The organism is Streptomyces sp. NBC_00239 (assembly GCF_036194065.1).
Classification (GTDB): Bacteria; Actinomycetota; Actinomycetes; order Streptomycetales; family Streptomycetaceae; genus Streptomyces.
Window position 1 is genome coordinate 239396 of record NZ_CP108095.1, and the last position, 13712, is coordinate 253107.

Genomic DNA, 13712 nt, shown 5'->3' on the forward strand with positions numbered 1-13712 from the left:
GGGCACGGGCCTTCGGCAACCAACGCCGCCGGGCTGTCCGGCTTCCTCGGCTCGGCACGGGTCGGCAACAGCAGCCGCCCTCCACTGGACGGGCGGGGGCACCGAGCTGCCCGTGAGTGGGAGCACTGAGGTGATCGTCGTATCCGGTGCTGCGTGGTGCGGCGTAGGTGCAGGGGTCCCGACCGCGGGCCTGGCCGTTCCGGCGGCGGATTGGCTTACGCTCGCCCGAGACTCGTCCGGGGAGGGGCCTTGACCGACGGTGGTGCAGTGGTGGACGGCGGCGGGGCCCGGCCCGACGGAACCGGCGACGGGGGCGCCGCGGCCGGCGGTGGCAGCGGGACCGCGGCTCCGGCGCCGTCCACCGGACGGGTACGGCGCTGGGCGGGTACCGTTCGCGGGTGGGCCCTGCGGGTTCACCACCGCATACAGAAGCCCGCGCGCGGCTACCTGATCGGCTACGTCGGGGTGGTCCTGGGCCTGTTCGGCCTGTTCGACATCTACCGCGGCGGGAACCTCGACGTACGGACGGACGGTGTCCTGCTCCTGCTGGCCGCCGTCGTCACCTCGGTCGGCTGCACGCTCGCCCTGCGGCTCGGTACGAGCACCACGCCGTCCCAGCGGTGGACGGTCCTGTGCGCCGACGGAGCGGCCTTGCTGGTCGCCCTGTGGATCGCCTACCGCCTGCAGTCGAACTTCGTCTTCCAGCCGGTCCTGGTCGTCTCCGCCGTGCTCGTCTTCGCGGCGGGCGTGCTCGCCGCAGTCCTGCTGTGCGGAGACTGGCTCACGCGACCCGAACCGCCGTCACCCCCGGCAGAACGGCAGGAGAGGCCCGCCAGGGCGACCTTGCTCGCGGGCGGGCTGGGCGCACTCGGCGCGATCCTCGCGGCGAGCCTGGCCCTCCCCCAGTTCTGGTACGCGTCCCTCTACGCGCCGTCGAACTCCCCGCCCGTGGTCGCGGTCGAGACCGGCATGGAGGACGTCGAGGACACCGGCGACCACATCGAGTTCAGCCTGTGGGTATCGGTGGAGAACAAGGGGAAGACGCCCGTCAGGATGCTGACCTCGCTGTACGAGGTCAGCGGAACCCGTGTCACGGTGGGCGATGCGCCCACCGCGTCCGGGGAACCGCCCTACGGGAGGATCCTCGGCGGGAACTACGGCTCTGCCGCCCGGCTCAACCCGTTCGCCGCCTACGACACCCCGCAGACGATCCAGGTGGGACCTGTCGGCGAGGACTACGCCTGGATCGGCCCGGACGAGGAATTCCGGATGAGACTTCGCGCCCAGGCGCCCCGGGACCGGTTCGATCTCCTGCGTCTCACGGCGGACGTCGCCGTGGCGCGGGCCGACCGCGTCGAGGTCGACGAGTGGCAGCCGGGCGGCGGGCGGGCGCTCGAGACCTGCGCCGGTACGCGGATCGCCGAGGACCGGCGCCCCCTCGCCCGCCTCGGTGCCTTCGAGTGGCTGACCGAGAGCCGCAGGGAGCTCGTCACGTTCTGGGCCGTGTCAGGCGAGTTGGGCGACGAATCGCCGTGGTGGCCACCGTTTCCGTGGACCGGTGTGTCCATCCAGCACGCCGGGCACGACTGCGCCCACGCCCTGAAGCCCGACCGCGACGGCCTGGAGGACCGCGCCATGGTCGGTTGGGCCAGTGCTGTCTCCGAGGCCGCCGTGCCCACGGAACCCGAGGCCCGGCCGTAGGCGGGCGAACGCGGCAGCCGACACCACCCCGCACCAGGGCCATGGAACTGGTGGAGCAGCCCGCCCGTGCGTACGAGGCGCCGGGAACCAGCCTGTTCCCGGGCCGGCACGGTGACGGGACCGTACTTCCAGCTGCCGTGTCCGCAGACCAACGGGCCGGCCGGTTCGCGTGGCCCTGGCGGGCTCGGTCTTGCGCCGAGCCCGCCACGCCGGCACCGCTCCGGTGCCGGACCCGTGTCACGCCGTCAGCGCTGCAGTGTCAGCAGAGCCGGCCGGTAGGGCCATTGGCCGTACTCGCCGCCGGAGTTCGGGTCGCGTCCCTGGTAGAGGAACTGCAGGTTGCAGGGATCGACGGTGAAGGTCTGATCGGCGGTGGTGCGGATCAGTTCGCCATGGCTGATGTCGTTGGTCCAGGTGGCGCCACTGTTGGCCTTGCCGGCGAAGGGGTTGCTTTCGGTCGCGGCCTGGGGTGTCCATGAGCCGTTCAGGCTGGTGGCCGTGAACGAGCGGAAGTAGCGGCCCTGCGAGCCGATCGCCTCGACGATCATGAGGTAGCGGTCCTGGCCCTGGAGCTTGTAGACCTGCGGGGCTTCGAACAGGTTGTTCGTCGTGTCGCTCATGACCACGGTCGAGGTCGTGCCGAAACTGCTCGGGAAGTTCCCGATCGGCATGCTGGCCCGGTAGATCTTGCCGTTGTCACCGGCGAAGAACAGGTACATGTTCGTGCCGTCACCGATGAGCGTCTGGTCGATGGGTCCTGTTCCGGAGCCGGCGATGCTTCCGGAGAAGAGCACCTGCTGTGCTGACCAGCCATTGGGGTTGGAGGGGTCGCTGGACGTCCGGTAGGAGAAGGCGCTTCCACCACCCCACTGGTAGGCGAGCACCCAGATGTTCTTCGGCGCGAAGTAGAAGAGCGTGGGCGCGACGACGGAGTTCGTCATCGTGTTCTGGCCGGCCGAGGCCATCTCCGACCAGTTGCCGAACAAGCCGAAGTTCATCGAGCCCCAGCCCGTTCCCGGTCCCGCGCCGTGCGTCGTCGCATAGACGAGGTGCTTGCCGTTGTAGGGGGCGACGGTGAAGTCCTTGAGCGACGCCCACCCGGCCTTGGGCTGTGCCAGCGCGCCCGTCGAGGTCCAGCGGTAGGTCGACGGAAGAGCGCACCCGCCGGGGTTGCCGGCACCGACCTTGACGAGCTGCCACTGCTGGTTGGTGCCGCCCCAGTCGTCGTACTGGACGACGTTCGCGTTGTCGGCGGTGGAACCGCCTTGTACTTCGAGGGCCTTGTTGCTGTGGCGCGCGATGAACCTCACGTAGCCGTCCGAGCTGTCGGCCAGCCGCCACTGCTGGTTGGTCCCGTTCGCGTCGGCCCATTGGACGATCGAGGCGCCGTTCGCGGTGGACCCGTTCTGGACGTCCAGCACCTTGCCGGAGTGGCGGGACTTGATGCGGTAGTAGCCGCCGCCGGAGTCGACGAACTGCCACTGCTGCTGGCTCTGGTCGTTCCTGGTCCACTGGGTGATGCGGGCGCCGTCGTTGGTCGCCAGGTTGTAGACGTCCAGAGCCTTGCCGCTACCGCGGTTGACCAGCACGTACGAAGCGTTGGGGTCGATGGCCGGCGCCGCGGCGGCGGGCTGCACACCGAGGAAGGCGGCCAGGAGCAGCAAGGGCGCGAGGACGGCGAGCGGGCGTCGTCTCAGGTGGACCGGAGACGGATGGCGAAACCACATCAGAAGAGCTCCTTTGGGGGTGCGGGGGTGAGGTGACCGCGGCGAACCGCCGAGCGGCCGTGTCAGAGGGTCGGGGACGGGATGGGTGTGGAGGCGGCGCGGTCGACGCCGACGGGCTTCTCTCTGACCTGGACCTGCCGCCGGCGGCGTACCGCACATGCCGAAGCGTTGGTGGTCCGCGGGATTGCCGTTCTGGTCATCCGCCCAGCACCTTCCTGATCGAGTGATGGACATGGCGGGCTGCTCCTCGGTGGCGGGGCTGTTCAGCCGAGGACGATCGTGGTCAGCGTGCGCGGGAGTCGGTGCCGTTTCGCGCCGGGGCGGCCACGGCGTGCGATGTGAGCGCTAACAAAATTGCGCATGGCAGTGCGGTCAGGTGTTTTCCGTTTCACCACATCTCCTCGGGGGTGGAGGTCGCGCGGGACGGGTCAGCCCTTGGTGGCGCCCGCGGTGAGTCCGCCGATCAGCTGCCGCTCGGCGACGGCGTAGAAGGCGAGGGCGGGGACCATGGCGAGCACGATGTAGGCGAGGACGAGCGCGTAGTCGGTCGAGTACTGGCCCTGGAACTGCTGGACTCCGACCGGGATCGTCTGCCATTTCGGATCGTTGAACACCAGCAGTGGCAGGAAGAAGTTGTTCCAGCTCGCGACGATCGCGAGCACCGAGACCGTGCCGAGCGCCGGACGCGCCATCGGCAGCAGGATCTTCCAGAAGAAGCGGAACTTGCCGCAGCCGTCCATGACGGCCGCCTCCTCGACCTCTGCCGGGATCGTCCGGAAGAAGCCGCGCAGGATGATGATCGTCATGGGGAGTCCGAAGGCCGCCTGCGGGAGGATCACTCCGAGCGGGTTGTCGAGCAGGTCGAAGTTGCGCAGCAGCAGGAACAGCGGCAGGACGGCCACCGCGAACGGGAACATCAGCCCGATCGTGAACAGCGTGTAGAACAGCTCCCTGCCGCGGAAGGCGTAGCGGGCCAGTACGAACGCCGCCATCGCCGCGACCGCCACCGTGCAGCATGCCGTGCCGATCGCGATGCCCGCGCTGTTGGCGATCTGCCGCCAGAACATTGCGTCGCCGAGAATGCCGGTGTAATTGCCGGTCTTCCAGTGCTTCGGCAGCCCGAACGGGTTGGTCGTCAGCTCGCCGGTGCTCTTGAACCCGGAGATCACCGCGTAGATCAGCGGCACGACGACGAACGCGCCGATGAGCCAGATCACGGCGTGCAGCGACAGGCCGCGTGCCGTTCTGCGGGTGTTCATCGAGCACCTCCCGAGGTGACGGCCCCGCTCAGGTCGCGGCGCAGTACGTAACGCTGGTAGAAGAGGGAGAAGACCAGACTGATCATGAACAACACCACGCTGATCGCACTGGCGTAGCCGACCTGGTAGCGCTTGAACCCGAACTGGAACATCGAGATCGCCATCGTCTCGGAGGAGTGGTTGGGCCCGCCCGCGGTCATGACCCAGACGAGGTCGAAGAGCTGGATGGCGCCGATGACCGAAAGGAAGACGCTGATCCGGATCGTCGGGCCGAGCAACGGCAGCGTCACGTGCCGCAAGCGCTGCCAGGCGCCGGCGCCGTCGATGGAGGCGGCCTCGAGGATCTCGCGCGGGATGCTCTGGAGCCCGGCGAGGAAGAGCATCATGTGGAAGCCGAAGTACTTCCAGGTCATGACCACGAACAGGGTCGGCATGACCGTCGAGGGATCGGCGAGCCACTTGCCCTGCAGCCCCTCCAGGCCGAGGGCGCCGGCGAGATGGTCGGCCATGCCGTCACCGGGAAGGAAGATCATCGTGAAGAGGACCGCCGTGACCACTTCGGACAGGACGTACGGCGCGAAGAACAGCATCCGGTAGACGGCCCGGCCGCGCAGCCTCTGGTTGAGCAGGACGGCGGTGAACAGCGCGAACGGCAACTGCACCGTGATCGACAGGGCGATCAGGTACAGCCCGCGCTCCAGATCGCCGAGGAAGACCGGATCGTCGAACAGCCTGGCGTAGTTCTCGAAGCCGACGAAGTCGTCCATGGGTCCGACCCCGCCCCACTTGAAGAAGCCGGTGTAGACGGCGACCGCGATCGGGGCGAGGACGAAGACGAGGAAGAGGACCAGAGCCGGGACGAGGAACCAGGCGACCGACGCCCAGCTTCCCCACGCGCGCAGGAGCGACCGTGCCGGGGCGGGCGGGCGCAACGGCACGGCGTCCTGCGTCCGTTCCTTCGTCGGGGTGGACACGGAGCTAGGCACCCTTCGCAGCCTCGGTGATCGACTTGGTGACCTGCTCGGGCGTCTTGTTGCCCGCGATGAGGTCGGCAACGCTGTCGTTGACTTCCTGGCCGACCGCCGGCGGGTAGGCCTGGTCGAGGAAGAGCTGGAAGCCCGTCGCCTTGACCAGGCTGTCGGCCACCACCTTCCTGTTGGCGTCGGCAAGCCCGCTCTCCGCGCCCTTGACCACCGGCAGGTAGCCGTTGGAGGCCAGCAGCTTGGACTGGTTCTCCAGGACGAAGAACTTCAGGAAGTCCAGCGCCTCCTTCGGCGCGCCCTTGCGCAGCGCGAAACCGCCGCCACCGCCGAACACGTCGGTGACCCGACCGACGCCACCGTCGACCGTCGGGAAGGGGAAGAAGCCCAGGTCCGCTCCGAGGTCGGCGCCCGCGTCCTGCTGGACCGAGGGCCCCCACTGCCCCATCAGCTCCATGGCGGCCTTGCCGTTGCCCATGGTCGCGGCCTGGCCGCCGGGGGTGGCGTAGCCGGCGCCGAGGAAGCCCGTCTGGAACGGCCGGAGGTCGACCAGCTCCTTGAGGTGGGCACCCGCCTGGACGAAGCCGGCGCCGGTGAAGTCCTTGGTGGTCGCGGCCTGCTGCAGCGCGGGGAGGCCTGCGACGCGCATCGCGAGGTAGGCCCAGTAGTAGTGGCCCGGCCATTTCTCCTTGCCCGCGAGGGCGATCGGAGTGACGCCCGCCGCCTTGAGCTTCCTGACGTCCTCGAGGAACTCGGCCCAGGTGGCCGGCGGAGCGGTGATACCGGCCTTGGCGAAGAGCTTCTTGTTGTACCAGAAGCCCACCATGCCGACGTCGTAGGGCACCCCGTAGGTCCGGCCCTCGAACTGATAGGCCTGCAGCGAGACCGGGGTGAGGTCGGACGCCCAGCCGAACGCGTCGGTGAGGTCCTCGACCAGCCCCGCGTCGACCTGCTGCCGCAAAACGCCGCCGCCCCAGGTCTGGAAGACGTCGGGGAGCCGGCCCGACGAAGTGGTGGCGGTCAGCTTGGACTTGAACGCCTCGTTCTCCAACGAGGTCGTTTTGATCCTGATGTTCGGGTGAGCGGCCGTGAACGCCGAGGAGATCTGCGGGAACAGGGACTTGCCCGGTTCCGTCGTCGCGATGTTCCACCATGCGAAGGTCACTTTGCCGTCGGCCGCCGCCTCCGAGTCGGAGTCCCCGCCGCCGCAAGCCGCGGTCAGCGAGACGGACAGAGCGGTCAGGCCCGAGAGCGCAAGGAAGCTTCGTCGGCTCGGGGGTGTGCTGGCCATGTGACCTCCGGGGTGGGGAATACCGGTTCGATCTCGAAAATGTTTCGTAACATTCTCGAATTCGTGCTGCCACAAACTAGGAACGTAGGGCCTCCCGGTCAAGCCTTCTCACCGAACTTCCGGCAACAGAAGCCCTCTTGACGGTTGACAACCTGGTCGCGCCGACCGGAAACTCGTCGAAAGTTTGCGATACCTGTCGCCAGCCCAGGCGTACGCCGCAGAGGAGAGAAGTTGAGCGAGCAGCGTCCGACCCTGGCCGTCATCGCCGCGGAGGCAGGGGTCTCCCAGGCCACCGTCTCCAAGGTGATCAACGGCCGCTCCGACGTCGCACCTTCGACACGCGAACGGATCGAGAGCCTGCTGCGGTCTCACAACTACCTCCACCCCGGCCGGCAGGGCAGGGCCCGCAGGTCGGGCCTGGTCGACTTGATCATCGGCGGTCTGGACAGCGCGTGGGCGGTGGAGATACTGCGCGGCGTCGAGGCCGAGTGCGCCCGGCGGAGCGTCGGCACGGTCGTGTCGCTCGTCCCGCCGGGAGAGGCCACGCCGTCCAGTTGGGCCGCACTGCCGGTCCTGCACCACAGCGACGGCGTCATCCTCGTCACCGCGTCGGTCACCCAAGCCCAGCGCGCCCAGGTCGAACAGGCCGGAGTGGCGCTGGTCGTCATCGACCCGATCGACCTGCCGGGCAACGGTGTGCCGAGCATCGGCGCGACCAACTGGGCGGGCGGCCTCGCCGCCACGGAACACCTGCTGGAGCTGGGGCACCGCCGGATCGCCGCGATCGGCGGGCGCAAGGAGATGCTCTGCAGCCAGGCCCGCATCGACGGGTACCGCGCCGCCCTGGAGCGGGCCGGGATCGAGGTCGACCGCGACCTGATCCGGTTCGGCGACTTCCAGCACGAGGGCGGGTTCCGGCGCGCCCGGGAACTGCTCGCCCTCCCCGATCCCCCGACCGCCGTCTTCGCCGGCAGCGACCAGCAGGCCATGGGCGTGTACGAAGCCGCCCGGCAGGGCGGGCTGAGCATCCCGCAGGACCTCAGCGTGGTCGGCTTCGACGACCTGCCGATGTGCGAATGGCTGTCACCGCCGCTGACGACGGTGCGCCAGCCGCTGGAGGAGATGGGCCGGCTCGCCGCCCGCACCCTTTTCCAGCTCCTGGACGGCCAGCCCCTGGTCAGCCCCCGGATGGAGCTCTCGACCGAGCTCAAGATCCGGCTCTCCACCGCCCCGCCCCGTCTCTAGGAGAACTCCTTGACCGAGCCCTGGCGTGACCCTCTCCTGCCCGTTTCCGTGCGCGTCGCCGATCTGCTGAAACGGATGACACTGGAGGAGAAGGCGGGTCAGCTCACCGGCTTCTGGGCACTGCCCTCGGATCCGGGGGCACCGGTCGCGCCGATGGAGGACGATTCCGGCGAGTCCGCGCCCGGCCTCGACGACATCGTCACCCACGGGCTCGGCCAGCTCACCCGGGTGTACGGCACCGCGCCGATCACAGCGGAAGCCGGAATGGAGCGGCTCGCCTCGCTCCAGCGGAAGGTGACCGGATCCGGCCGATTCGGGATCCCGGCGGTCGCTCACGAGGAGTGCCTGACCGGGTTCATGACGTTCGGGGCGACTGTCTTCCCCGGACCACTGGCCTGGGGCGCATCCTTCGATCCCGGGCTCGTGCGCCGGATGGCCAACGCCATCGGCACGGGGATGCGGCGGGTCGGCGTCCACCAAGGGCTGGCTCCGGTGCTCGACGTGGTCCGCGACTACCGGTGGGGCAGGACCGAGGAATGCATCGGCGAGGATCCCTACCTCGTCGGAGCGATCGGCACCGCCTACGTGCAGGGCTTGGAAAGCGCCGGGATCGTGGCGACGCTCAAGCACTTCGCCGGGTACTCGGCCTCGCGCGGCGGCCGGAACATGGCCCCCGTCTCCTCGGGTCCGCGCGAGTTCGCCGACGTATTGGTCGAGCCTTTCGTGCGGGCGCTGCGCGAGGGGGGCGCCCGCTCGGTGATGAACAGTTACACCGACGTGGACGGCGTCCCGGTGGCCGCCGACGAACGGCTGCTGACCGAACTGCTCAGGGACGAGCTCGGTTTCGGCGGTGTGGTCGTCGCCGACTACTACGCCGTCTCCTTCCTGGAGACGCGGCACGGCGTCACAGGATCACGCGGCGCGGCCGGCGCACTGGCGTTGACCGCCGGAATCGACGTCGAGCTGCCCACGGCCCGCTGCTACGGCGAGCCGCTGACCGAACTCGTCCGGTCGGGAGACGTGCCCGAGGAACTCGTCGACCGGGCCGCGGAACGGGTCCTGCGGCAGAAGGCCGAGCTCGGCCTGCTCGACCCCGGCTGGGAACCCGTCAAGCCCGAGCCGGTCGACCTCGACCCGCCGGAGAACCGGGCACTGGCCAGGCTCCTGGCCGAACGGTCCACCGTGCTGCTCGCCAACGACGGCACCCTGCCGCTGCGCCCGTGCCGGATCGCGATCACCGGTCCGTACGCCGACGACCCCCAGTCCTTCCTCGGCTGCTACTCCTTCCCCAACCACGTCGCACTGCCCGGCGACCTCGGGCTGCCCATTCCGACGCTCGGCGAAGCACTCACCGCTGCCGGGTTCACGATCACCGAAGACGATCCGGACGTGAACGTGCTGCTGCTCGGGGACCGGGCGGGCATGTTCGGCCGGGGCACGTCCGGAGAGGGTTGCGACGCCGAGACCCTCGACCTGCCCGGCGACCAGGCCGCACTCGCCTCCGCCGTCCTGGACTCCGAAGTGCCGACCGTCCTGGTCCTCGTCTCCGGACGGCCCTACGCGCTCGGCACGCTGGCCGAGCGCGCATCGGCCGTGGTGCAGGCCTTCTTCCCCGGCGAGGAGGGCGGGCCGGCACTGGCCCGGATCATCAGCGGGGCTGCGGAACCCTCCGGGCGGCTGCCCGTCTCCATCCCCCGCCAGGTCGGCGGCCAGCCCGGCACGTACCTGCACGGCAGGCTCGGCGGGCACACCGACTGGAGCTCGGTGGACCCGACCCCGCTGTTCCCCTTCGGACACGGGCTGAGCTGGACCGACTTCACCTGCTCGGAGCTCTCGGTGGATCCCGTCGCCGCGACGGACGGGGCCGTCGCCGTTTCGGTCACCGCACGCAACGTCGGCGACGTGACCGGAACCGAGGTGGTCCAGCTGTACCTCTCCGACCCCGTGGCGTCCGTCGTCAGGCCGCAGCGGTGGCTCGCCGGATTCGCCAGGGTCGAGCTACAGCCGGGCGCGGCCGCCCGGGTCACCTTCACCGTCCATGCCGACCGGACCTCCTTCACCGGGATCGACCTGCGCAGAAGAGTGGAGCCCGGGGAGATCGGCGTGGCCGTCGGACGGTCCAGCGGAGATCTTCCGCTCCAGGGCTCCTTCACCCTGGAGGGCCCCGTACGTCACCCGGCGGCCGACCGGGCGCTGTCCGTGCCGGTCGACATCGTCCCGGTCCCATGACCGGGTTCTTCGGTGATCCCGTGCTGCCCGGGTTCCGGCCCGACCCGTCGGTCTGCCGAGTGGGGGCGGACTACTACCTGGTGACGTCCAGCTTCGAATGGTTCCCGGGCCTCCCCGTGTTCCACAGCCGCGATCTCCTGAACTGGCGGCGCATCGGCTCCGCACTCGACCGGGCGTCCCAACTCGACCTCGACGGGTGCGCGCCCTCACGGGGCCTGTTCGCGCCGACGATCCGACACCATGACGGGGTCTTCCATCTCGTCTGCACGCTGATGGACGGCCCCGGCCACTTCGTCGTCACGGCGACCGACCCGGCGGGGCCCTGGTCGCAGCCGCACTGGCTGGACGGCGAGGGCTTCGACCCGTCGCTGTTCTTCGACGACGGGCCGGACGGCGGCGACGGCCGGGCCTGGTTCACCGCCGCCCGCGTGCTGGACGAGGCCGCCGGCCGCACCGAGATCTGGATGCGCGAATACCTTCCCCGCGAACGACGGCTCACGGGACCGGAGCACGTCCTGTGGTCCGGAAGCCGTCCGGGCGCCCGGTGGTCGGAAGCCCCGCACCTCTACAAGATCGACGGCTCCTATCTCCTGCTCACCGCCGAGGGCGGCACCGACGTGGACCACAGCGTGGTGGCCGCCCGCGCCGACCGCGTGACCGGCCCCTACGAGGGCGCCCCCGGCAACCCGATGCTCCCACCCGCCGAGGGCCCGGTCACCTGCACCGGACACGCCGACCTCGTCCAGACCCCGCACGGTGACTGGCGGGCCGTCCTCCTGGGCGTCCGCCCCGGCTCCGCCCTCGGCCGCGCGACCTTCCTCAGCCGGATCACCTGGGACGACGGCTGGCCGGTCTTCTCCCCCGTCGTCCACACCGACCCTCGCCGCCCCCTCCACGACGGCTTCACCACCCTCTCCCCCGACTGGAGCACCCTGCGCACCCCACCCGCGCGGCAGTTCTGGACCACCGGCGACGGGCTCCGCCTCCAGCTCCGCCCCGAACGCCTCGGCGAACGCACCGTCCCGTCCCTCCTGGCCCGCCCCCAGGAACAGTCCGACTGCGACGTGTCCACCGAACTGCACTTCACCCCCACCGCACCGGACGAACAGGCGGGCCTCGCCGTGGTCCTCGACGACGACACCCATCTCCTCTTCCTTCGCACCACTCAAGGACTCAGCCTCCGGCGCGGGCCCGAGGTACTGGCCCGCAGTCCCGTCGCCCCGGGCCCCGTGCGCCTGGGGGTCCGCATCCGCGGCTTCAGCCACACCTTCGCCCACGCGGCTCCGGACGGCGCCTGGGAGGACCTGGCCACCGTCGAAGCCACCTTCCTCACCCCGCTGTTCACCAGCGTCCAGCTCGGCCTCTACGCCACCTCAAACGGCCGCCCCTCCACGAACCAAGCCCACTTCACGTCGTTCGACATCACGTACCCGAGCCGGCAGGAACCGCCTGGACACTAGCGTCGGCAGCCGCGTATCGCCGCCCCCGAGATGCGAACCGAAGGAAATTGCCTGAGCCTTTCAGCGACAGCCCGGCCTGAGCGAGCTTCATCGAAATACTTTCGATGAAGCTCGCTCAATTCAAAGCGGTTACTGGGATAGTTCCGGGGGCGGATTCTCGAAATCCTTTCGAAACTCTTGACATGTTTCGGCGGTATTTCCAGACTGAGGTCCGAGGTGATGTCACCCGCCTGCGTCCGGGTGCCGGATACCAGCCTCTGATCGTGACGTCCTGGTCGTGAGCGTCCTTTTTGCCAATGGACGCGGACGTCGTTCACGCGGACTCACTCCGCCGCACTCCAACCCTTCCGTGATTTCTGTCCTGGAGGCTCTTTCATGGGCTCACACGTCATTCCCCCGCCCGCCGTCCGTCGGAAGACCGGCGGTCTTCGTGCGGCCCTGGTCCTCGGCATCCTCGGTTCGGCCGCCGTGCTGGTGCCGCCGCTGACCTCACACGCCGCCGAGAGCACGCTCGGTGGTGCAGCGGCGCAGAGCGGCCGGTACTTCGGCACCGCCATCGCCTCGGGCAGGCTGGGCGACCCGGCGTACACGACGATCGCCGGCCGCGAGTTCAACTCGGTGACGCCCGAGAACGAGATGAAGATCGACGCCACCGAACCCCAGCAGGGCCAGTTCAACTTCGCCGCCGGTGACCGCGTCTACAACTGGGCGGTACAGAACGGCAAGCAGGTACGCGGCCACACCCTGGCCTGGCATTCCCAGCAGCCCGGCTGGATGCAGAACCTCAGCGGCAGCGCGCTGCGCCAGGCGATGACCAACCACATCAACGGCGTGATGGCCCACTACAAGGGCAAGATCGTCCAGTGGGACGTCGTGAACGAGGCCTTCGAAGACGGCACTTCGGGAGCCCGGCGGAACTCCAACCTGCAGCGCACCGGCAACGACTGGATCGAGGTCGCCTTCCGCACCGCGCGCGCCGCCGACCCGGCCGCCAAGCTCTGCTACAACGACTACAACGTCGAGAACTGGACGTGGGCCAAAACCCAGGCGATGTACGCCATGGTCCGGGACTTCAAGCAGCGCGGCGTGCCGATCGACTGCGTCGGGTTCCAGTCCCACTTCAACAACGACAGCCCGTACAACGGCAACTTCCGCACCACCCTGCAGAGTTTCGCCGCCCTCGGCGTCGATGTGGCCGTCACCGAACTCGACATCCAGGGCGCCTCGGCCGCGACCTACGCCAACGTGGCCAACGACTGCCTGGCCGTCCCGCGCTGCCTCGGCATCACCGTCTGGGGTGTGCGCGACACCGATTCCTGGCGATCGGAGCAATCGCCGCTGCTGTTCGACGGCAACGGCAGCAAGAAGCCCGCCTACACCTCCGTGCTCAACGCACTCAACGCCGGTTCCTCCACCCCCACTCCGACCCCTTCGCCCGGTTCTGGACAGATCAAGGGCGTCGGGTCGGGCCGCTGCCTGGACGTGCCCGGTGCCAGCACCACCGACGGCACCCAGGTCAACCTGTGGGACTGCAACAACCGCACCAACCAGCAGTGGTCGTACACCGCCGGAGGCGAGCTCAGGGTCTACGGCAACAAGTGCCTGGACGCGGCCGGCACCGGCAACGGCACCAAGGTCCAGATCTACGGCTGCTGGGGCGGCGACAACCAGAAATGGCGCCTCAACTCCGACGGATCCATCGTCGGAGTCCAGTCCGGCCTCTGCCTCGACGCCACCGGCAACGCCACCGCCAACGGCACCCTGATCCAGCTCTACTCCTGCTCGGGCGGCAGCAACCAGCGCTGGACCCGCACCTGACG

The 13712-nt window shown here is 69.3% G+C and carries 10 protein-coding genes; 5 read left to right on the plus strand and 5 right to left on the minus strand.

Features of this window, described 5'->3' with window-relative positions; genetic code table 11:
* Positions 1-249 precede the first annotated feature (249 nt).
* Positions 250-1701, plus strand: coding sequence for a hypothetical protein (locus tag OG764_RS01260; protein WP_328966475.1), 1452 nt, complete (start codon positions 250-252; stop codon positions 1699-1701).
* A gap of 245 nt (positions 1702-1946) precedes the next feature.
* Here the strand turns inward: OG764_RS01260 and OG764_RS01265 are convergent, their stop codons facing one another.
* The 5 genes from OG764_RS01265 to OG764_RS01285 all read right to left on the minus strand — a co-directional run bounded on the left by OG764_RS01265 (position 1947) and on the right by OG764_RS01285 (position 6958).
* Positions 1947-3428: a non-reducing end alpha-L-arabinofuranosidase family hydrolase gene (locus tag OG764_RS01265; protein WP_328966476.1), complete on the minus strand. Its 1482-nt coding sequence runs from the start codon at positions 3426-3428 to the stop codon at positions 1947-1949.
* A gap of 62 nt (positions 3429-3490) precedes the next feature.
* The gene (locus OG764_RS01270; RefSeq protein ID WP_328966477.1) at positions 3491-3628 is read right to left on the minus strand and encodes a hypothetical protein; all 138 of its coding nucleotides are present in this window, start codon (positions 3626-3628) and stop codon (positions 3491-3493) included.
* A gap of 228 nt (positions 3629-3856) precedes the next feature.
* Positions 3857-4687 carry a carbohydrate ABC transporter permease gene (locus tag OG764_RS01275; RefSeq protein WP_328966478.1) on the minus strand — a complete coding sequence of 277 codons (831 nt, stop codon included), beginning with the start codon at positions 4685-4687 and terminating at the stop codon, positions 3857-3859.
* Entirely contained in the window at positions 4684-5673 is a 990-nt protein-coding gene (locus tag OG764_RS01280; RefSeq protein ID WP_443055839.1) for a carbohydrate ABC transporter permease, read from the minus strand. Before OG764_RS01280 ends, OG764_RS01275 begins: the two co-directional genes overlap by 4 nt.
* The gene (locus OG764_RS01285) at positions 5666-6958 is read right to left on the minus strand and encodes an extracellular solute-binding protein (RefSeq protein ID WP_328966479.1); all 1293 of its coding nucleotides are present in this window, start codon (positions 6956-6958) and stop codon (positions 5666-5668) included. Before OG764_RS01285 ends, OG764_RS01280 begins: the two co-directional genes overlap by 8 nt.
* Before the next feature lie 231 nt (positions 6959-7189).
* Between OG764_RS01285 and OG764_RS01290 the strand changes: the two genes are divergently transcribed.
* The 4 genes from OG764_RS01290 (at position 7190) to OG764_RS01305 (ending at position 13710) form a co-directional block, all read left to right on the plus strand.
* Complete coding sequence (locus OG764_RS01290) at positions 7190-8203, plus strand: LacI family DNA-binding transcriptional regulator (protein WP_328966480.1); 1014 nt, start codon at positions 7190-7192, stop codon at positions 8201-8203.
* A 9-nt stretch (positions 8204-8212) separates the two neighbouring features.
* Complete coding sequence (locus OG764_RS01295) at positions 8213-10432, plus strand: beta-glucosidase (RefSeq protein ID WP_328966481.1); 2220 nt, start codon at positions 8213-8215, stop codon at positions 10430-10432.
* Complete coding sequence (locus OG764_RS01300; protein WP_328966482.1) at positions 10429-11892, plus strand: glycoside hydrolase family 43 protein; 1464 nt, start codon at positions 10429-10431, stop codon at positions 11890-11892. The genes OG764_RS01295 and OG764_RS01300 overlap by 4 nt, the downstream gene beginning before the upstream one ends.
* A gap of 375 nt (positions 11893-12267) precedes the next feature.
* A complete protein-coding gene (locus tag OG764_RS01305) occupies positions 12268-13710 on the plus strand; it encodes an endo-1,4-beta-xylanase (RefSeq protein ID WP_328966483.1) in 1443 nt (480 codons plus the stop codon).
* Positions 13711-13712: the final 2 nt, after the last annotated feature.

Coding starts and splice junctions, on each gene's coding strand:
- OG764_RS01265 (WP_328966476.1), bottom strand. CDS start 3,428: ATGTGGTTTCGCCATCCGTCTCCGGTCCACCTGAGACGACGCCCGCTC.
- OG764_RS01305 (WP_328966483.1), top strand. CDS start 12,268: ATGGGCTCACACGTCATTCCCCCGCCCGCCGTCCGTCGGAAGACCGGC.
- OG764_RS01285 (WP_328966479.1), bottom strand. CDS start 6,958: ATGGCCAGCACACCCCCGAGCCGACGAAGCTTCCTTGCGCTCTCGGGC.
- OG764_RS01275 (WP_328966478.1), bottom strand. CDS start 4,687: ATGAACACCCGCAGAACGGCACGCGGCCTGTCGCTGCACGCCGTGATC.
- OG764_RS01270 (WP_328966477.1), bottom strand. CDS start 3,628: ATGACCAGAACGGCAATCCCGCGGACCACCAACGCTTCGGCATGTGCG.
- OG764_RS01300 (WP_328966482.1), top strand. CDS start 10,429: ATGACCGGGTTCTTCGGTGATCCCGTGCTGCCCGGGTTCCGGCCCGAC.